Annotated in this window: 35 protein-coding genes; 8 read left to right on the plus strand and 27 right to left on the minus strand. The window is 70.3% G+C overall.

Annotated features, from left to right (window positions below; genetic code table 11):
* Positions 1 to 16 precede the first annotated feature (16 nt).
* Positions 17 to 172, plus strand: a complete 156-nt coding sequence (locus RVR_RS38000; protein ID WP_237405037.1) for a hypothetical protein — start codon at positions 17 to 19, stop codon at positions 170 to 172.
* 41 nt (positions 173 to 213) lie between these two features.
* On the opposite strand, the gene RVR_RS29975 is transcribed toward RVR_RS38000, so the two are convergent.
* Positions 214 to 477 carry an RNA polymerase subunit sigma-70 gene (locus RVR_RS29975; protein ID WP_202237040.1) on the minus strand — a complete coding sequence of 88 codons (264 nt, stop codon included), beginning with the start codon at positions 475 to 477 and terminating at the stop codon, positions 214 to 216.
* Positions 478 to 562: 85 nt separating this feature from the next.
* On the opposite strand from RVR_RS29975, the gene RVR_RS38725 reads away from it, so the two are divergent.
* Together RVR_RS38725 and RVR_RS29980 are read left to right on the plus strand one after the other, a co-directional pair.
* Positions 563 to 688 carry a hypothetical protein gene (locus tag RVR_RS38725; RefSeq protein ID WP_272933117.1) on the plus strand — a complete coding sequence of 42 codons (126 nt, stop codon included), beginning with the start codon at positions 563 to 565 and terminating at the stop codon, positions 686 to 688.
* A 102-nt stretch (positions 689 to 790) separates the two neighbouring features.
* Entirely contained in the window at positions 791 to 949 is a 159-nt protein-coding gene (locus RVR_RS29980; RefSeq protein ID WP_202237041.1) for a hypothetical protein, read from the plus strand.
* A 63-nt stretch (positions 950 to 1,012) separates the two neighbouring features.
* On the opposite strand, the gene RVR_RS29985 is transcribed toward RVR_RS29980, so the two are convergent.
* From RVR_RS29985 to RVR_RS30020, 10 genes are all read right to left on the minus strand, one after another.
* Positions 1,013 to 1,627 carry a restriction endonuclease gene (locus tag RVR_RS29985; protein ID WP_202237042.1) on the minus strand — a complete coding sequence of 205 codons (615 nt, stop codon included), beginning with the start codon at positions 1,625 to 1,627 and terminating at the stop codon, positions 1,013 to 1,015.
* Positions 1,624 to 2,385 carry a hypothetical protein gene (locus tag RVR_RS29990; protein ID WP_202237043.1) on the minus strand — a complete coding sequence of 254 codons (762 nt, stop codon included), beginning with the start codon at positions 2,383 to 2,385 and terminating at the stop codon, positions 1,624 to 1,626. Before RVR_RS29990 ends, RVR_RS29985 begins: the two co-directional genes overlap by 4 nt.
* The gene (locus RVR_RS29995; protein WP_202237044.1) at positions 2,382 to 2,882 is read right to left on the minus strand and encodes a hypothetical protein; all 501 of its coding nucleotides are present in this window, start codon (positions 2,880 to 2,882) and stop codon (positions 2,382 to 2,384) included. The genes RVR_RS29990 and RVR_RS29995 overlap by 4 nt, the downstream gene beginning before the upstream one ends.
* Entirely contained in the window at positions 2,879 to 3,250 is a 372-nt protein-coding gene (locus RVR_RS30000; protein ID WP_202237045.1) for a hypothetical protein, read from the minus strand. Before RVR_RS30000 ends, RVR_RS29995 begins: the two co-directional genes overlap by 4 nt.
* Positions 3,251 to 3,399: 149 nt before the next feature.
* The gene (locus tag RVR_RS30005; protein WP_202237046.1) at positions 3,400 to 4,368 is read right to left on the minus strand and encodes a DUF2637 domain-containing protein; all 969 of its coding nucleotides are present in this window, start codon (positions 4,366 to 4,368) and stop codon (positions 3,400 to 3,402) included.
* 66 nt (positions 4,369 to 4,434) lie between these two features.
* Positions 4,435 to 4,605: a hypothetical protein gene (locus RVR_RS30010; RefSeq protein WP_202237047.1), complete on the minus strand. Its 171-nt coding sequence runs from the start codon at positions 4,603 to 4,605 to the stop codon at positions 4,435 to 4,437.
* Positions 4,606 to 4,614: 9 nt separating this feature from the next.
* Complete coding sequence (locus RVR_RS38730) at positions 4,615 to 4,743, minus strand: hypothetical protein (protein WP_272933118.1); 129 nt, start codon at positions 4,741 to 4,743, stop codon at positions 4,615 to 4,617.
* Positions 4,740 to 4,898: a hypothetical protein gene (locus RVR_RS30015; protein ID WP_202237048.1), complete on the minus strand. Its 159-nt coding sequence runs from the start codon at positions 4,896 to 4,898 to the stop codon at positions 4,740 to 4,742. Before RVR_RS30015 ends, RVR_RS38730 begins: the two co-directional genes overlap by 4 nt.
* A gap of 70 nt (positions 4,899 to 4,968) precedes the next feature.
* Positions 4,969 to 5,100, minus strand: coding sequence for a hypothetical protein (locus RVR_RS38735; RefSeq protein ID WP_272933119.1), 132 nt, complete (start codon positions 5,098 to 5,100; stop codon positions 4,969 to 4,971).
* Positions 5,097 to 5,381 (minus strand): hypothetical protein, encoded by a 285-nt coding sequence (locus RVR_RS30020; RefSeq protein WP_237405038.1) that lies wholly within the window; start codon positions 5,379 to 5,381, stop codon positions 5,097 to 5,099. The genes RVR_RS38735 and RVR_RS30020 overlap by 4 nt, the downstream gene beginning before the upstream one ends.
* Positions 5,382 to 5,606: 225 nt before the next feature.
* Between RVR_RS30020 and RVR_RS30025 the strand changes: the two genes are divergently transcribed.
* Both RVR_RS30025 and RVR_RS30030 read left to right on the plus strand, forming a co-directional pair.
* Complete coding sequence (locus RVR_RS30025) at positions 5,607 to 5,930, plus strand: hypothetical protein (RefSeq protein WP_202237049.1); 324 nt, start codon at positions 5,607 to 5,609, stop codon at positions 5,928 to 5,930.
* On the plus strand, positions 5,923 to 6,315 hold the full coding sequence (locus RVR_RS30030; protein ID WP_202237050.1) for a DUF6221 family protein: 393 nt from the start codon (positions 5,923 to 5,925) through the stop codon (positions 6,313 to 6,315). Before RVR_RS30025 ends, RVR_RS30030 begins: the two co-directional genes overlap by 8 nt.
* A gap of 60 nt (positions 6,316 to 6,375) precedes the next feature.
* Here the strand turns inward: RVR_RS30030 and RVR_RS30035 are convergent, their stop codons facing one another.
* From RVR_RS30035 to RVR_RS30085, 11 genes are all read right to left on the minus strand, one after another.
* Positions 6,376 to 6,921, minus strand: coding sequence for a hypothetical protein (locus RVR_RS30035; RefSeq protein ID WP_202237051.1), 546 nt, complete (start codon positions 6,919 to 6,921; stop codon positions 6,376 to 6,378).
* Positions 6,922 to 7,389: 468 nt separating this feature from the next.
* Positions 7,390 to 7,695, minus strand: coding sequence for a hypothetical protein (locus tag RVR_RS30040; protein WP_202237052.1), 306 nt, complete (start codon positions 7,693 to 7,695; stop codon positions 7,390 to 7,392).
* A 78-nt stretch (positions 7,696 to 7,773) separates the two neighbouring features.
* Positions 7,774 to 7,953: a hypothetical protein gene (locus RVR_RS30045; RefSeq protein WP_202237053.1), complete on the minus strand. Its 180-nt coding sequence runs from the start codon at positions 7,951 to 7,953 to the stop codon at positions 7,774 to 7,776.
* Positions 7,950 to 8,165 (minus strand): hypothetical protein, encoded by a 216-nt coding sequence (locus tag RVR_RS30050; RefSeq protein WP_202237054.1) that lies wholly within the window; start codon positions 8,163 to 8,165, stop codon positions 7,950 to 7,952. Before RVR_RS30050 ends, RVR_RS30045 begins: the two co-directional genes overlap by 4 nt.
* Positions 8,166 to 8,313: 148 nt before the next feature.
* Positions 8,314 to 8,583, minus strand: a complete 270-nt coding sequence (locus tag RVR_RS30055; RefSeq protein WP_202237055.1) for a hypothetical protein — start codon at positions 8,581 to 8,583, stop codon at positions 8,314 to 8,316.
* The gene (locus RVR_RS30060) at positions 8,580 to 8,771 is read right to left on the minus strand and encodes a hypothetical protein (RefSeq protein ID WP_202237056.1); all 192 of its coding nucleotides are present in this window, start codon (positions 8,769 to 8,771) and stop codon (positions 8,580 to 8,582) included. The genes RVR_RS30055 and RVR_RS30060 overlap by 4 nt, the downstream gene beginning before the upstream one ends.
* A gap of 83 nt (positions 8,772 to 8,854) precedes the next feature.
* On the minus strand, positions 8,855 to 9,133 hold the full coding sequence (locus RVR_RS30065; RefSeq protein ID WP_202237057.1) for a hypothetical protein: 279 nt from the start codon (positions 9,131 to 9,133) through the stop codon (positions 8,855 to 8,857).
* Positions 9,134 to 9,369: 236 nt separating this feature from the next.
* Entirely contained in the window at positions 9,370 to 9,522 is a 153-nt protein-coding gene (locus RVR_RS30070) for a hypothetical protein (RefSeq protein ID WP_202237058.1), read from the minus strand.
* Positions 9,523 to 9,613: 91 nt separating this feature from the next.
* Positions 9,614 to 9,871, minus strand: coding sequence for a hypothetical protein (locus RVR_RS30075; protein ID WP_202237059.1), 258 nt, complete (start codon positions 9,869 to 9,871; stop codon positions 9,614 to 9,616).
* A gap of 18 nt (positions 9,872 to 9,889) precedes the next feature.
* Complete coding sequence (locus tag RVR_RS30080; RefSeq protein ID WP_202237060.1) at positions 9,890 to 10,255, minus strand: hypothetical protein; 366 nt, start codon at positions 10,253 to 10,255, stop codon at positions 9,890 to 9,892.
* Positions 10,256 to 10,263: 8 nt separating this feature from the next.
* Positions 10,264 to 10,602 (minus strand): hypothetical protein, encoded by a 339-nt coding sequence (locus RVR_RS30085; protein ID WP_202237061.1) that lies wholly within the window; start codon positions 10,600 to 10,602, stop codon positions 10,264 to 10,266.
* Between the two features lie 148 nt (positions 10,603 to 10,750).
* Between RVR_RS30085 and RVR_RS30090 the strand changes: the two genes are divergently transcribed.
* Both RVR_RS30090 and RVR_RS30095 read left to right on the plus strand, forming a co-directional pair.
* Entirely contained in the window at positions 10,751 to 10,996 is a 246-nt protein-coding gene (locus tag RVR_RS30090) for a hypothetical protein (protein ID WP_202237062.1), read from the plus strand.
* 181 nt (positions 10,997 to 11,177) lie between these two features.
* On the plus strand, positions 11,178 to 11,459 hold the full coding sequence (locus RVR_RS30095; RefSeq protein ID WP_202237063.1) for a hypothetical protein: 282 nt from the start codon (positions 11,178 to 11,180) through the stop codon (positions 11,457 to 11,459).
* A gap of 114 nt (positions 11,460 to 11,573) precedes the next feature.
* On the opposite strand, the gene RVR_RS30100 is transcribed toward RVR_RS30095, so the two are convergent.
* Complete coding sequence (locus RVR_RS30100) at positions 11,574 to 11,972, minus strand: hypothetical protein (protein ID WP_202237064.1); 399 nt, start codon at positions 11,970 to 11,972, stop codon at positions 11,574 to 11,576.
* A 399-nt stretch (positions 11,973 to 12,371) separates the two neighbouring features.
* On the opposite strand from RVR_RS30100, the gene RVR_RS30105 reads away from it, so the two are divergent.
* Positions 12,372 to 13,208, plus strand: a complete 837-nt coding sequence (locus RVR_RS30105) for a DUF3800 domain-containing protein (RefSeq protein ID WP_202237065.1) — start codon at positions 12,372 to 12,374, stop codon at positions 13,206 to 13,208.
* A gap of 222 nt (positions 13,209 to 13,430) precedes the next feature.
* Here RVR_RS30105 and RVR_RS30110 read toward each other — a convergent pair whose 3' ends face one another.
* Genes RVR_RS30110 through RVR_RS30125 form a run of 4 tightly spaced genes read right to left on the minus strand, consistent with a single transcriptional unit; the run spans position 13,431 to position 14,649 of the window.
* Positions 13,431 to 13,652 carry a hypothetical protein gene (locus RVR_RS30110; RefSeq protein ID WP_202237066.1) on the minus strand — a complete coding sequence of 74 codons (222 nt, stop codon included), beginning with the start codon at positions 13,650 to 13,652 and terminating at the stop codon, positions 13,431 to 13,433.
* 50 nt (positions 13,653 to 13,702) lie between these two features.
* Positions 13,703 to 13,846: a hypothetical protein gene (locus RVR_RS30115; protein ID WP_202237067.1), complete on the minus strand. Its 144-nt coding sequence runs from the start codon at positions 13,844 to 13,846 to the stop codon at positions 13,703 to 13,705.
* Between the two features lie 44 nt (positions 13,847 to 13,890).
* Positions 13,891 to 14,070, minus strand: coding sequence for a hypothetical protein (locus tag RVR_RS30120; RefSeq protein WP_202237068.1), 180 nt, complete (start codon positions 14,068 to 14,070; stop codon positions 13,891 to 13,893).
* A 39-nt stretch (positions 14,071 to 14,109) separates the two neighbouring features.
* The gene (locus RVR_RS30125) at positions 14,110 to 14,649 is read right to left on the minus strand and encodes an NUDIX hydrolase (RefSeq protein WP_237405039.1); all 540 of its coding nucleotides are present in this window, start codon (positions 14,647 to 14,649) and stop codon (positions 14,110 to 14,112) included.
* Positions 14,650 to 14,676 lie beyond the last annotated feature (27 nt).

The following is a 14,676-nucleotide window of genomic DNA, read 5'->3' on the forward strand; positions in this document are numbered from 1 at the left end:
CACGGATCCGGCGGGTGTGGAGTACGCGTGCGGCCCGGTCGCGGACTTCGACGCGTCGGCGCCCCGCTACACGTGCACCGTGGACACGCCGACGGCGCCGTCCAACTCGTCGAAGCGCAGCCTGCTGGGCATCGGGATGCTCGCCGGGTCCGCCGTGTACCGGCGGCTGTGAAGCAGCCGACGAGTGAGCCCCCACCGCTTCGGCGGTGGGGGCTATTTGTTCTTGCTGATCCCTTTGGCGACTTGGGAGACGCGTGCCTTGCTGATGCCGAGGGCGCTGGCGACCTCGTCTAGGGATTGCGTCTGGCGGAGGGTGGCGACGGCGTCTCCTCGGACGGCGCGGAGTTCGGCGTGGAGGTCGGGCATGGCGTCGAGGACGGCGCCGGTGGCGCGGGCGCGGTCGGTGAGGTCGGGAATGGTGGCGAGTTGGGCGATCACGGCGCGGATGGCGGTGGTGCCGTCGTAGGTCTCGGACATGATTTAAGGGTACCCCTTGACACGTGATTAGGGGTACCCCTAAACTAAGACACGTAAGGACAGGGCAACACGAGAGGAGGTGACAATGATGGGGACCGTGGCCACGATCATCTCCCTGGCGGTGAGCCTGGCGAGCATGATCGGATCGGTCGCCTGCGCGTGGTACGCCCGCGAAGCCGTCAAGGCTCGCGGGAAGCACCGCAAGCGGTGATCAGGCCGGAGGGGGTGAGCGTTAGTCACCCCCTCCGGGGTCCCATCATCCCAGCACTACCGCCCAGACCACCACCCGCAGACACAGGAAGGAGGAAGCACTGTGAGGATTCTCCGCTGGAGCCCGATCGTAGCCATCGCCGCGGCTGGCGCCACTCTCGCCTCGGTCGGCGTTGCTGGCTGGGCCTGGACGATCTGGGCCGTGTGCGCCGTGGCCGCGGCGACCGCGGTCGCCTACCAGGTGCGCCTCGACCGACACTGACCGGCCCACACAGCACCGCCCCCGCCGGTGATCCGGTCGGGGGCGGTGTCATGCCGGCTGACGTCATGCCCACGGCGGGCTGGCGCTCCCGTCGGCCCACCGTGCGAGCTGGCGCCCGTCGACCAGGCCGATCCCGGCCCTGGCCGCGTAGTCCTCCGCGGCCTCCGTGTACCCGGCCGTCGTGACGACGAGGGCGAGGTCGGCCCGGTGGACGATCGAGTACGTCCCGCCGACGCGCTGCACCTCGGGGCTGCCGACGCGGCGCCCGACGACGTACCGCTTGCACTGGATGAGCATGCGCCGCCCGTCGGGGAGGGTGGCGAGGATGTCCGCGGCGAGGTCGCCGGCGCCCCCGACCACGGTCACGTCACGGCAGCCGTCACGCCAGCACAGGCCCGCGACGGCCTGCTCGAAGTCGGACGGGTCGAGCGTGTGGAAGTCGTCGACGGCCGCGGCCTGTTCGGCGCTGCGCCGGGCGGCCCGGACGGGCGCCGCGGACTGGTACCAGGATGCCCCGCCGACCACGACGATGACCGTGGCGAGGACGGCGGGATGGGTCTCGATCCAGGTGGCGATGGACCGCAGCACGAGCCACGCCCCCGCCGCGGTGACGGCGAGGGCGAGCAGGATCGACGAGCAGTCGGGGCGCCACCGGCGGCGGCGCGAGCGGCGGTTCATCCGGTCCTCTTCCGGCGCGGGTCGAGGACCGTCACATGGGTCCGCGCGGGGTTGTCTGGATCGCCCTGGGCGACGATCCGGAGTCCCCCGTGCTCGGTGACAGTGGGCGTAGTTCGTGTAGTTGGAGCACCCGTAGTTGGGGTTGTAGTTGGGGACGTAGTCGCAGGTCGGGGCCGGGATTCGCTGTCAACTACAGCCCCTTCCGAAAGGGGCTGGGGGAGGGGTGGAAGGTCGGCCCGATACACACCCACGGTGGGCTTACCACCGGGGGCCCGGACGGTGGGGGTGACGGCCACCTCGGCGGCCTCGCACAGGCGCCGCACGTCGGCGATCTCCCAGGCGCCTCCGTGGCGGGTGGTGAGGGCTGCGGCGAGGGTGCGGAGGTGGACGCCTTTGGCGACCCCGAGCACGTCGTAGAGGAGGCCCAGGAACTCGCTCGGAGACACCTCGGGAAGACCGTCCCTGGTCTCCTCCGGGGCACCCTCAACGGGCGTCGTCGGCGCCTTCTTCGGGGGGCTTTTCGCGGCTTTGGTGGCGGCCCGCAGGGCGATCAGGCACACGATGACGACCGTGGCGATGAGGGTCTTCCACGACGACGACACGACCCCCCACAGCACATACCCGGGCACACCAATCATGACGGCACGGATGGCCGTGTCGAGCGGGTTCTCCCCTGCGAGAATCCACCGCCGGGGCCGGTCGAACCAGCGCTCCCCCAGCAGGCGCAGGCCCGCGGCAAGATGTCGGCTGTAGCTCATGCTGCACCCCCGTTGAACCAGCTCAGGACGGGGTTGCCCATGCCGTTGACGAGGTTCACGACGTGCACGAACAGACCCGCCATGCCCACCGTGACCACGAGCGTCGCCCCGCAGAAGAACCCGCCCAGCAGGCGGCGGCGCACCGTCTTGCTGGCGGCCCGCCAGGCGATGATGAATCCGATGAGCAGCAGGAACGTGATGACCGCGCCGCCCGAGGTGAGGGTCCCGGCCGTTCCGCGGTTGAGGGCCTGCGCCGTGTTGCCCGTCGCGCCGGATACGGCGTGCTTCCCAACGCCGTTACCTGCGGCGACGGACCATCCGGCGAGCACGCCGAGGAGACCGGTGCACACGGTGGCGAGGCCACCGAGGGCGAAGCCGCCGCCGAAGTGGGCAAGGTTCTTGGGGTCTTTGCCGGCCTTGTGCCACTGCCACAGGTTCGCCCCGGCGATGGCGAGAGAGACGGCGAGGGCACCGGCGGTCAGTGCGGGACTGCTCATTTCGTGACTCCAGTAACGAGGGTGACGATGTCGAAGGGGCTGGACTGGGCGAGGAGTCCGAAGCCGGCGATGGCGCACAGGGGTGTCGTCCACCAGCGGGAACGCCACCGGGCAAGCCCGATCGTGGCGCCGAGGACAATCGAGCCGAGGCACCAGCCGGCGAGGACGGACTCCGTGGCGCGGCAGTCACGAATCTGGTCGGCCCACCATCCGGCGAGGGAGTGCCCGTGGTACGGGGCGAGCGCGACGACCGCGCTCGCCAGGTGGTACCAGGTGAACCAGTCGTACAGGCGGTGCCACTGCCACTGCCGCTCCGGTAGGTGCACGGGCTGCGGCTGGACCGGGTACTGGACCTCGACGCGGACCACGATCTCCTGCGGGCCCGGAGGCGGTGGTGTGGGAGTGTGCGTCCACCACGGCGGGCGCGGCGGAGGCGGCGGGGGCGCATCGGCAGGTGCGGGCAGTGGCGCACCCGACCCGCCCGGCCAGATACGGGTAGGGGTGATCGGTTGCTTGCTCACGGGTAGTACCCCGTTCCGGTATCGGTGGCCCGCTTGTCGCGGGACAGGACGGTCCGCACGTACTTGGCGTCAGCCGCGATGCCATTGCGCATCAGCGCATCAGCGATCTGCGGCGCGGCCGCATCAGGAAGCGCCGCACGGACCGCACGGACCGCATCGGCCTTCGACAGCGCCTTGCCGCGCAGCGCATCGTCTGCCGCGGCCTGCGCATCGATCGGCATCACGGGCGCGGGCCGCAGGGGCGCATCAGTGGCTTGACCTGCGGGCATCGTGGGCGCATCACGCCGCGGCGGCACGGCCGGCTCGGGGGTCGGCGGGGCGATGGCCGCGGGCTGCTGCACGGTGATGACGAGGTGGTGCGGTGCTGCCGCATCAGGTGATGCAGTGGGGTGATGCGGCGCCGCATCGTCGCGCATCACCGTGGTGAGGCCGGGCGCATCGGTGGATGATGCGGTGGCGAGGTTGTAGCCGACGACCTTCCGCATCGCCTTGAAGGCCGTCGGGAGGTACATGAGCCACGCCCACTTCCCGAAGACGGGGAGAGCGGCCGGAACACGGCCTCGGGCGCGCAGGGACTCGCGGTGGACGTAGCGGTGGTACAGCTCGAATGCGACCTCGGCGATGACGGGCGCGGCTCCGAGGACGACGCCGCCGACGGTGCCCCAGCCCTTCATGTGGGCGTGCTCCCAGTTCGTCCACGCCGAGGCGGTGACGGTGGCGAGCATGGCGAGGCGGGGCGCGAATCCGGAGTCCGGGGAGGTGGCGTAGCGCTGGGCGAGACGGGCGAAGAACAGAGCTGCGGAGTCGAACATGGCGCAGCCGAACAGGGCGACGGTACGGGGGGCGTCGAAGCGCTCGTGGAGGAGCGTGTAGATGGACCAGGTGCCGACGGTGAGGGCGGCGACCATGACGAAGATCAGGGACGCGCGGGTGAGGCGGTCGCGGTCGTTGGCCGGCGAAGTCACGTCGGTCCTTTCTGGGTTGGGTGGCCGGCCCGCGGGATGGTGGTCGCCGCGGCCGGCCGGTCGGGGTTACTGCTGCTGGTTGAGGGAGTTGGTGAGGTGGGTGAGGGCGTCGGTCCCCTCCTCGATGACGGTGTGCGCGACGAGGCGGGCGGCGGCGTCGATGTCGCCGGACTGGACGGCGTTCTGTACCTCGGTGGCGCGCTGGTCGTAGAAGGCGCGGTCGTTGTTGCTGGGCATGGGGTCTCCTCAGGTGGTGCGGTCGGTCCAGGCGGCGCCTGCGCGGTCGGCGGCGCGGGCGGTGCGGTGGGGTCGGCCCATGGAGTCGCGCTGCTGGCGGGCTGTAAGGCGGGCGAGCAGTGCGTGGAGGGCGGTCACTTCCGCCCGAGGGTGTGGGGCTGCGGGGCGACGGCGCCGTCACGGGGTCCGCCGCGCTGGGAGTAGTCGGCCTTGCATGCCTCGACGGTGGCGGGCTCGTTGAGCACCACGTTGGGATGGGGCGGGTCGGAGGGCCGGTGCGTGGACTCGCTCACTGCTGGCCTCCGCATCGGTGCTGGACGTGCCAGACGGCGCGGCATCGGGGGCAGCGGAACGGGGGGAGGCTCACTGCTGGCCCCCACTCAGGCCGGTGCCCTGGCAGGCGGCGCAGGTCACCCACCTGCCGTCGACCGTCTTGCCCTTGTTCCCGGTGCAGGCGCCGCAGATGGGGCGCGGCTGGGGGACGGGTCGGCTCACGACTTCACCGCCGGGCGCGGGAGGGCGCGGCACTTCTCGGAGTGGGCCTGGGCGTGCTCGTGGGCGACGGTCTCGGCCCAGCCGAAGCCGCGGCTGCCGAAGGGACAGCCGCCACACCGGTAGTCGGCCTTGCCTCGGCCGGCGCTGGTGACGTCGACGGTCGCGCCGCCGACGGTGGCGTAGCGCGCGATGACGCCCTCGGGCCACGGGCTGGTCTGGTCGGCGAGGTGCTGGGCCATAGCCACGTCGCGGATGAGCTGGCGGCGCGTGAGTCGGCTCATCGGGAGCCGCCCTGGGGCGCGGGGCTGGGCCCGGGGGTGGGGTGATCGGTACCGTGGGTCACGGTCATCTCCTGGTGAAGTCAGGTGGATGGCTGGCCCCCACTCCGCGCTTCCAGGCAATCGGGGTGGGGGCCGTTCTGCATTGGCAGCGTGGGCCGCCTTGAGCCAATGTAGGGGTATCCCCTACATTGATGCAAGCGGCCCGCCCGAAGAGAGGTGCTGGGCGTGAGCGAGGAGGCGCAGAGGGTGTTCGATGCCATCGACGCTCTGAAGGAGATCGCCGACCCGACGGAGCGGGCACGCGAGGTCGGCAAGGTCCTGAAGAACCTGCCCAGCAGGAACAAGTCGTTGAAGGAGATCCGGCAAGCGGCCGTGCTGGAGATGCTCTCCGGCGACGGAGCCACATACCGTTCCGTAGCTGCCGAGTTGGGCGTTCACTTCACCACCGTGCAGGCGATCGTGACCGGCCACTCCACATCGGGCACGGTCAAGCCGAAGGCGAAAAAGAAGGCGGCCGAACCGCGGAAGGAGGAGCCGTCCGATGGATGACCTGCTGGCGTTCCTGCGGGCGCGTCTGGCGGAGGATGAGGCGGTGGCTCGGGCGGCCATGTGGGATGACGGCCCGTCTGCCGTGTGGACCGACCGTCCTCCGAAAGATCGGTACGAGCGCCACACGGTGACCGACTACTGCGATGACGGAGTCGTAGTCGTCACCCCCGAGAACGCTGACGCCGTCGGCGTCGGACCCCACATCGCCCGCCATGACCCGGCGCGGATCCTGGCCGAGGTCGAGGCGAAGCGGCAGGCCGTGGACCGGTACGCGTGGCTGCACGAGCACGGCGACACCGGCGGCATGGCATGGGTACTCCGCGCCCTCGCCGCGCCCTTCGCCGACCACCGCGACTACCGGCCCGAGTGGGCGCCCGACGCCTGAACCCGGACACGCCACCGCCCCGCCACCGAACGATCCGGTGGCGGGGCGGTGTTGCATCGGCTACTGCTCTACGTCGCCAACTTCAAGCGTCCACTCGGGACGAAAGCCCGAGCAGGCAGCCAGTGTCGTAGCGAGATACCGAAGCGCCGCATAGGCGTCAGCCCGGTCCTCCGCCGGGCCTCCAGGCCGAAGCCGCCACTCGCACCGCTCGATGATGTAGGCAAACGCCGCGCTCCAAGCGTCCCCGACCGAAACTTCCATCATGCGGGCGCGCGCGTCCTTCACGAACACCAGGAGTTCGCTCCAGTCGTCACCGGCCGCTTCGCTGTTCGATCGAGCCCGGTGCATGGCGTAGCCACACAGCACCAGGTACTTCGCCAGGACCACGGCGTGGTCGACCTGGTTCCGATCTGCATCGGTTGTCGCCGTGTTGCCGCCGCGAAGCGTGAAGTAGGTCGAGCGTGCGGCCTCGGAGAACGGCCAGTCGGTGAGGACGCGGACGAGGTTGGGTTGGCTGAGGCCGGAGATGGTGACGGCGTCGATGAACTGCTGTCGGACTTCGGCGTTGCCGAACAGGTCGCCCATTCGGTCAAGTGAGATGGACATGCGTCTCCTTCGGTTCCCCCGCGCCCGTTCGGATTATGGCACCGCCGTCGAGCGAAACTGCCCCTGCCTTTCACAGCCACAGGACCAGGGCCCGTAACGCAATCGCGGCGAGGATCCCGCCGACGAGGAGGAGAACCGCGCCCTGCGGCAACTCCGGGCGACGGGCCGGGCGGGGGCGTTTCGTGCGTCGGTCGCTGATGGCCTGCGCTGCTTCCCGTGCCAAGCCGGCCAGCATCCCCGGCACCTGCATGATGTCGTCCTGTGGCCGGAGCCCGTGGTGGGCTCGCTCGCGGTGGTCGGCTTGGTCCTGTCTGGCGTCGTGCCAGTCGGCGCGGGGGTCGGCCTCAGCCTGGCAGTTGTCGCAGCGGTAGACGTACGCACGTTGGGACCGTAGCGGCGGCGGCGCGGCGACACGCCGGAATCCCCGACACACACCCGCCCCGTCGCCTGTCACAGGCGGCAGGGCGGTCAGTGGTCGTCGGCGATACGGCGCGCCGAGATGTGCTGCTGTGCCTCCCGTTCGGCCTTGACCTTCTGGTTGAAGGCGGATGCGAGGATGTGTGCGAACCGCCGTTCCTTCGACCACTGCCACATGAAGTAGAGGACGGGGAGCTGTGCTCCGATCCACCAGGGCCAGCCCATGGCGTGGTGCAGCCACAGCCCGGGCGCTTCAAGGGCGGCGGCGATGACGACTTGTCCGGCCGTCTCGATGCTGCGGGGATGCCGGACCATCAGGTCTGGGTCGATCTGCTTGCTGTCGCGGTCGTTGGCCACGTTCCCCCCTTGTGTGGTGCTTCATGCTGCCACCGATCCCGCCCCGGCCGCCGGGGTTCGGCGGCACGGGGCGGAGGGTCAGGCGTCGCGCCGGCGCCGTATAGGCGGAGCGGGCCAGCGCACTTCGGCCCCCGGGTCGTAGTGCTCGCGGTGCTGGTCGTCAGCGCCGGGCCGGTCGTGGCCGGCGCTCTTGCCGCAGATGACCGTCCGGCCGTCGATCTGATCAACGGCGCGGCAGCGGGCGTGAATGCTGCTCACCGGACGATGTCCTCCCCGGTCATGGTGTCGAACCAGATCCAGCGTCCGTCTTCCCAGTGCTCGACGCGGGCCTGTTCGGCGGGGCTGTCGGGCCCGAGGGCGGCGCGGAGGAAGGTGTACGCCTTCGCTTCGCTGGTGTGCTGGCTGACGGCGTTGACGTCGGGGCCGGTCAGGATCACCCGCCAGGGCTTCGACGGGCGGCGCACGGTCACCGGGGCTCCTCTGTTGTCTGGGCGTCGGATCCCTGCTGCGCCCGGGGTTCGCCGTGGCATTCGCGTTCGTGGGCGGCGCCTCGGCCGAGTCCGTTCCAGTGGTGACCGTGAGGCCGGGGCAGCGGGCAGTAAGGGTCGTAGCCGGCGGTCACTGCCCCTCCTCGGTGTGGATGCGGTCGGCTCCGTCGCGGATGCCTTGGACGTACACGGCGGCCTTCGGCTGGGCGAGGAGCCCCTCTTCCTGGTCGGCGAACTCCCGCACGGTCTCGGCGTCGTGCCGGCGGACAGCGGCCACCAGCGTGTCGAGGAGTGCTTCGTCACGCGCGTGGTCGTAGGCGCCGACGGCCATGAAGAGGCGCAGCAGCAGCGCCTCCCGCGCCTCTTCCACGGCCTGCGCGGCATCGGACAGGGCGGTCACTGGTGCTCCTCCTTGGGGTGGCGGCAGGCGCCTCGGCAGTGGTCGCAGGTGCGGATCAGGTCGTGGTCCCGCTCGTCGCACGCCGCCCCGCAGGGGTTGCTGGCGGCGCGTTCGACCAGCTCAACATCGCGGGGCGCGTACAGGCCGTCGCCGCCACGCAGGTAGTAACCGGCGTCAGTGGCGAACATGCGCACACGCGTGATCTCCCGAATGTCGCCTGGCCCGGGCCCGCGCAGTACCCGCACCCGATCGCCAGCGTGGAGGAAGGCGGTCACTGGTCGTCCTCCTCGCGGGGGCAGTCGCAGCCGCACGCGTGGTCGGCGTGCTCCTCGCCGACGCCGTAGCAGAGGCAGCCGGACTCACCGCAGGGGATCGGCTGGTTGTCGGTCATGTGGGGCTCCTTGTTACGTCGGGCGCGCATCCGCGCCTTGATCTGCTGCTGAGTGGGTTGCGTCCACGGGTGCCAGCCGGCTTCGGTGGTCCAGTGCTGCATGTGTCCGCGCTCGTCGAGGCCGCAGTGGCGGCAGCCGCTGGGGTTGGGGGTGGTCACCGGTTGGCCGTCTCGCCGGTGAGTGGGGCCAGGGTGATGGTGAGGTCGTGGGTCCACAGGGTGTGCGTGGCGAAGCCGTACTCGCCGTCGGGGAGTCCGTCGGTGAGTTCGAAGACCCGGTCCTTGAGGTGGCCGATGGTGGTGCAGTGCTCGCCGCCGGTGCAGGTGTCGGGGCAGGTGTAGTCGAAGTGCCGCTCCCCTGGTCCTTCGTGCTGGTGGTCGGATAGTAGGGGCGGTCAGGCAGCGCGCTCGGGGTGCTGGTCAGCTCCCTCACGGGCGCGCTCCATGACCGACGTCACGTCGAAGCCGAAGGGCGCGGCGTGCAGCAGGTCGTAGATCGCGTCGTAGATCTGGTCCTGAGTCAGGTCGGCGGGGCCGTCGATGCGCATGGTCAGGGTGTAGGCGGTCGCGCGGGTTCCTTCCGTGGTCGGGGCGGGGCGGTCCCGGGTGCGCGGCTGGACCGTGCACCCGGGCGCGGGGTCAGGTCCGGCGGAGGTGGACGACGTCGGCGTCCTGCGGCTGCTCGATCGCGTCCAACTGCGCCTGGATGGCGCGCAGGTCGCCCATGGTGAGGCCGGTGCGGACGCCGTCGCCGTACAGGTCGCGGGTGGCCTGGACTGCCATGTGGTCGTCGGGGAGGTTGGCGTGGGCGCACAGAACGTGGGCCAGGGCCTCGGTGGCGTTCGCGGGGGCATCACCGTACTTCGCGGTGACCTCGCTGTAGAGACGGGAGTTCATGTCGGGTGGTCCTCCTGGTCAGGCGGGGAGGTGTACGTCGGTGATGGTCCGGCCGCGCAAACGGCGCTGGCGGCCAGGGACGTGTCGCGGGGTGGGCCCGTCGAGTTCGTCGAACAGCGACTCCTGCGCAGCCTGGGCCGGAACCCGCCGGGGCGACTGCTCGACGGTGGGCTTGCCGGTGGTGTAGCAGCGGCAGGTCTCGCCGTCCTTGCAGTGGTGGAAGATCTCGCGCTTGGCGTCTTCGTCCTGCGGCTGATCCCCGTCCTCCTGGCGCTGGCCGCACCGGCAGTAGGACCGGTCGAGCCACGGGTTGTAGGTGACGAACGGGTGATCACGGTGTGCGCACCACCGCAGGGTGGACTCCGAGATGGGAGGCGTAGGCATCAGGGCTCCTAGGCGGCGAGGAGGAAGTGCTGGCGGGCGGCGCGGTAGGCGGCGAGCCGGGGCCGGTATGCCGCGGCGATGACCGCGACCTGCGCGGCCGTGTACCTGCGGCAGTGGCGGGCGCGGCCGTGGGTGTACGAGACGCCCGGGCGGCCGGTGATGCCGAGCTTGGTGGCGACCTTCCGTAGCGACCCGGCGACCGTGCGGGCGGCGCGCGGGGCGAGCCCGGCGGCCATCGCGTGGGTCGCCAGCGTCCCGGCCCCGGTGCGACGGATGGCCGCGGCGGCGCGGTGGGTGCGGGTACGGGCCCGGAGGACGGCGCGGGCGGTGCGGGTACGGGCGATCATCTCGGGCTCCCCCTCGGTGCGTCTTCTTGTGGCCACAAACATACTCGGCTTTGTGGCCACAAAGCAAGAGAGATAGTGGAACTTTCGTGGCCACAAAGACGAAGTCGGCATCTTGCCGCTCGTGGCCACAAACCGATACGCTCGCGGGATGACGCCCGAACCTGAGACCAGCTACGACACCCAGCGGAAGTTCCGGGCGCCCGACGACGAATGGGAGCCTTTCGAGGCCGCCACCAAGGCGGTCCATCCCGAGGGGCGCAGCCCGCGCGGACGGGTCATCCGCGAATTCATCCGCTGGTATCTGCGCCGCCCGGGAGCCCGACTCCCCGAACGGCCTGCCGCCGGCCCGTGGTCCAAACCCGCCCCCGACCGCCCCGCGACCGTGGAGGATTGACCCATGACTGTGCTGCGCCGTATCCCTGCCGACATCCTCACCGGTCTGCGCGCCGCCCCCGGGCGGTCCGTGACCTACTACTGTGGGGCCGCGTCTACCCGGAGCCGACCCCGGGGCTCGCCGCGCGCCTCACGTCCGGGAGGAGCACGCCGCATGAGCGAACCAGCACTGGAGACCTCTCGTGACCCCTGATCTGATCCGTGATGCCGCAGTACCGATCGCTGAGGCGCTGAATGCCGTGCAGGATCTCGCCGTCAGGGTGCCGCCCGTAGATGTACTGGTCTCGTACACCAATGGCGGCGTCGTGGTGCGGGTGGCCGACCGCAGCAGCGCCCGCCGCGAGGAGATCGAGGCCGCCTTCCGCGCCGCGTTCGCCGCGGCCGGCTGGGGTATGGCCGTGCGCCGCGGGGGCGGCCTACGCCTGGACCACCCGGTGGGGCTGGCGCGCCTGTCGCATAGCTGACCTCTGCGCCGATCGTCGTATGGCCACCCGTCCTGTCCGGGTGCATGGTGGCCCCACCCCCAGGGCGCGCCCCGCCGAGTCTCCCCCTCCCGGCGGGGCCGCGTCGCGCCCACGTCAGGCTGTCATGCACACGCCGCACAGGCTGGTGTCCGGGAACGCGGCGAGCGCGGCCGGGTCGACGTCTTCGACCTCCGCGAGCGGCGTGACCCGCAGCCACTCGGCCCGGTCGGCGATCATCCAGCAGTCGACCCGATGGATCTCCGCCGTGGGCGGCGTGGCTCGGGTGTCCGCCGCCATCACGTAGGCCGCCGCAGTGGGGGCGGCCGGCTCGCGGGGCACGCCGTCGTAGTCCTCGCCGTCGACCTGCCGCGCTGCCGCCGCGGGCACGTACAGGGAGACCTCCGCCCACCAGGCTCCGGTCCGATCCTGCCGCCACCGCAGCAGCCGGCCCGTCACCCGCGCACCGCCGGGGAGGGCGACGTGGATGCGGGGAGGGGGCAGCGGGTCGGACATGCGTTCGATATTAAGCGGAGGAGACTCGCGCCAGACAGGACGTGACATCCCTCACGCCGGGCATTGAGTGCCGCGACACCGCATGGAACCAGGGGGAACCAACTGGACTCTGTGGCACAAGGTGACAGGTGTCCCGGATTTGCAAGATCGACTGCTTGTGAACCGTAGGGCGGTGATGTCCCGACTGGGGGTATCGTTCCGACCAATAGATCGTCAGAACGCAACAGGGTCACCACAAGAAGTGGCGGCAACCAGCACTCCGGCGGTCGCCAAGGAGAACGGCCCCCGCCGAGCCGAGAACCCGGCGAGGGCAAGACCAAAGGAGCGCACGTCTCCCGTGGTGCCCTACAACACTAGCGCGCAGGGCTGCGCGCTTACGGACCGCGACCGGGGCCGCCCGTGACCGCGTACCGAAGCACGCCCGCCCACCTCGGGCAACTGCCCAAGCTGCACGTCTACATCGACGAAACAGGCGACCGCGGATTCAGCTCTCAGTCGATCAGGCAGTCCCCGTTCTTCGCCATGACCGCGCTGCTGGTGCCAGGCGAGGACGAATGGATGATCAAGACCACTGCCGGCGGTCTGCGCGCGCTCATCCATGACGAGCGCCCCGAAGATCTCCTAAAGCCACTCCACTGGGTGAAGCACTTCAGGGCCAAGCACCCCGAGCGTCGGCAGCGAGCGGCCCGCGCCCTCGCAATGCTGCCCAATGCACAGGTCATTCACGTGATCGCCGACAAGTCCACGCTCGGCCAGGACTACGGCCTCTCCCTTGACGGCAGCATCTTCTACAACTACACCGCGCGACTGCTACTCGAACGCGTTGCACTGACCGCGAAGCACTGGCCCGGCGGGCCCCGCCTCGTAGTCACCCGCCTCGGTGCCGTCAAGCACATGGACCACGGCGAATCGCTCGCCTACCTCAGCCGCATCCGCGACGGCCTGATCTCCGGGCAGACCTGGAATGTGCCGTGGGACCACATCAAGTGGCCTCCCACCTGGGAGGCAACAAGCCGCGACGGCATTCAGCTCGCCGACATCCATGCCGGCATGCTGCACTGCGCCCTGGCGGGCGACCCCGCAAGCGCGGAATGCGCCCGCCACCTGCTGATGTGTAAGCACCAATTGCGCCGGTCGGCCGGCGGAACGGTCATGGGGTACGGGGTGAAGGTGATTGGGAGGGAGCGGTTCGTGACCTCTCGAACCTGGTACCGCGACTGGGTGACGAAGCCCTAGGTGGGAAGAGCGAAAGCCCACAGGGGGACTCCCGGGGGCCACAACCACCTCAGTAGGTGGAGGGATCCGTTTCCACGGTTCCGGCCTTGTTTTCCCGGCAGCCCTCCTGTGGGCTCCTCTTCCTACACACTACCCGCAATGTGATGTGGTTGCGCATTGGACGTCAACATCATCTAGTGACCTGCTCGTATGGCTCAATGCTGTGCCGCACGAACACCACATCTACTCGCCAGCCACCGCGTCCCGCACCCGCTTCTGCGCCCCAACCGTCGCCCACTCGGGGTGCTCCTCGCGCCAGGCCAGCAGCTCCCGGGCCAGTGCCGCCTCGGCCCGGGTTGCGGCGACGAGTTCCCCCTCGCCGGCTTCCCTGGTCGCCGCCATCGCGGCTTGGTGCCGGCGGGTGAGGTCGAGCAGGTCAGCGGGGATCGGGGCGTCGTCGGGCATGTGCGCAGCCTACGACTCGGGCCGGGCAATGGTGCACCAGGGCGCGCTGCTCAGTCTGACACCGGCCCCCGGTAGCGCCACACCAGCGGGTCGGCGCCCTCGTCCGGGGAGTAGTCGGCCCGGTCGACCCAGCCGTCCACAATCTGGTAGACGCCCTGCCGCACGGATTCCTCTGACCAGTCCGTGACGTCCATCGTCTGCCCATCCAGGGGCCCGCCGAGATACTGCACGATCCGCGTCACGCCGCCATCCCCTGCTCCCGCGCCACGGCCTCACGCCACTCCCCGGTCAGCCGCGCCAACTCGGCGCGCGCCGCCACCGTCCACACCACACGGCCCGCACACAAAGCCCGGATCTGCGCGTTGATATCCGCAGCAGACGGGCACGGCGAGGCGGCAGCAGGCGGCTTGGGGAACATGCGACAAGACTACGGGGCGGCACCCACACCAGGCGCAGTTCAGGACACGCGCATCTGGTGCAGCATCAGCAGCGCGGCAACCGTGTTAGCCGACCGCACCTCACCCTGAGCCACCAGCCCGGGCACGTCCACCAGCGGCACCCACTCCCGCCGCTCCGACTCGAAGTCATCCTCCGGATGCCCGACATACTCCGCGCTCTCCGACCAGTACACGTGATGCCGCGCATCGCTGAGCCCGTTCGACGGCTCCACGGTCAGCAGGTGCTTCAGCGGACCCGGCCGCCACCCCGTCTCCTCCAACATCTCCCGCGCGGCCGCCGCCTCAACGCTCTCGCCCTTCTCCGTCTCAACCACGCCGGCCGCCAACTCCCAGCCCCACGAGTCGGTGATGAACCGGTGCCTCCACAGCAGCAGCGCCTCGTTGCGTTCGTTGACAGCGGTGGCCAATGCGACGGGGCGCTGCCGGATGAGGTAGTGGTCGAGGTGTCGACCGTCGGGCAGTTCCACATCGGCGAGGTTCACCCGCAGCCACGGGTTCTCGTAGACGGTCTTCTCCCCGAGGTTCTTCCACACCGACACGCTGCACTCCCGTCCTGGACACCGGTC

The organism is Streptomyces sp. SN-593, from assembly GCF_016756395.1.
In the GTDB taxonomy this organism is placed as follows: Bacteria; Actinomycetota; Actinomycetes; order Streptomycetales; family Streptomycetaceae; genus Actinacidiphila; species Actinacidiphila reveromycinica.

Excerpts from the sequence above, each read along its gene's own strand:
- RVR_RS29975 (WP_202237040.1), bottom strand. The coding sequence starts at position 477 with ATGTCCGAGACCTACGACGGCACCACCGCCATCCGCGCCGTGATCGCC.
- RVR_RS38725 (WP_272933117.1), top strand. The coding sequence starts at position 563 with ATGATGGGGACCGTGGCCACGATCATCTCCCTGGCGGTGAGCCTGGCG.
- RVR_RS29985 (WP_202237042.1), bottom strand. The coding sequence starts at position 1,627 with ATGAACCGCCGCTCGCGCCGCCGCCGGTGGCGCCCCGACTGCTCGTCG.
- RVR_RS29990 (WP_202237043.1), bottom strand. The coding sequence starts at position 2,385 with ATGAGCTACAGCCGACATCTTGCCGCGGGCCTGCGCCTGCTGGGGGAG.
- RVR_RS29995 (WP_202237044.1), bottom strand. The coding sequence starts at position 2,882 with ATGAGCAGTCCCGCACTGACCGCCGGTGCCCTCGCCGTCTCTCTCGCC.
- RVR_RS30010 (WP_202237047.1), bottom strand. The coding sequence starts at position 4,605 with ATGCCCAGCAACAACGACCGCGCCTTCTACGACCAGCGCGCCACCGAG.
- RVR_RS30020 (WP_237405038.1), bottom strand. The coding sequence starts at position 5,381 with ATGAGCCGACTCACGCGCCGCCAGCTCATCCGCGACGTGGCTATGGCC.
- RVR_RS30030 (WP_202237050.1), top strand. The coding sequence starts at position 5,923 with ATGGATGACCTGCTGGCGTTCCTGCGGGCGCGTCTGGCGGAGGATGAG.
- RVR_RS30035 (WP_202237051.1), bottom strand. The coding sequence starts at position 6,921 with ATGTCCATCTCACTTGACCGAATGGGCGACCTGTTCGGCAACGCCGAA.
- RVR_RS30060 (WP_202237056.1), bottom strand. The coding sequence starts at position 8,771 with ATGTTCGCCACTGACGCCGGTTACTACCTGCGTGGCGGCGACGGCCTG.
- RVR_RS30070 (WP_202237058.1), bottom strand. The coding sequence starts at position 9,522 with ATGCGCATCGACGGCCCCGCCGACCTGACTCAGGACCAGATCTACGAC.
- RVR_RS30075 (WP_202237059.1), bottom strand. The coding sequence starts at position 9,871 with ATGAACTCCCGTCTCTACAGCGAGGTCACCGCGAAGTACGGTGATGCC.
- RVR_RS30080 (WP_202237060.1), bottom strand. The coding sequence starts at position 10,255 with ATGCCTACGCCTCCCATCTCGGAGTCCACCCTGCGGTGGTGCGCACAC.
- RVR_RS30085 (WP_202237061.1), bottom strand. The coding sequence starts at position 10,602 with ATGATCGCCCGTACCCGCACCGCCCGCGCCGTCCTCCGGGCCCGTACC.
- RVR_RS30090 (WP_202237062.1), top strand. The coding sequence starts at position 10,751 with ATGACGCCCGAACCTGAGACCAGCTACGACACCCAGCGGAAGTTCCGG.
- RVR_RS30100 (WP_202237064.1), bottom strand. The coding sequence starts at position 11,972 with ATGTCCGACCCGCTGCCCCCTCCCCGCATCCACGTCGCCCTCCCCGGC.
- RVR_RS30110 (WP_202237066.1), bottom strand. The coding sequence starts at position 13,652 with ATGCCCGACGACGCCCCGATCCCCGCTGACCTGCTCGACCTCACCCGC.
- RVR_RS30115 (WP_202237067.1), bottom strand. The coding sequence starts at position 13,846 with ATGGACGTCACGGACTGGTCAGAGGAATCCGTGCGGCAGGGCGTCTAC.
- RVR_RS30120 (WP_202237068.1), bottom strand. The coding sequence starts at position 14,070 with ATGTTCCCCAAGCCGCCTGCTGCCGCCTCGCCGTGCCCGTCTGCTGCG.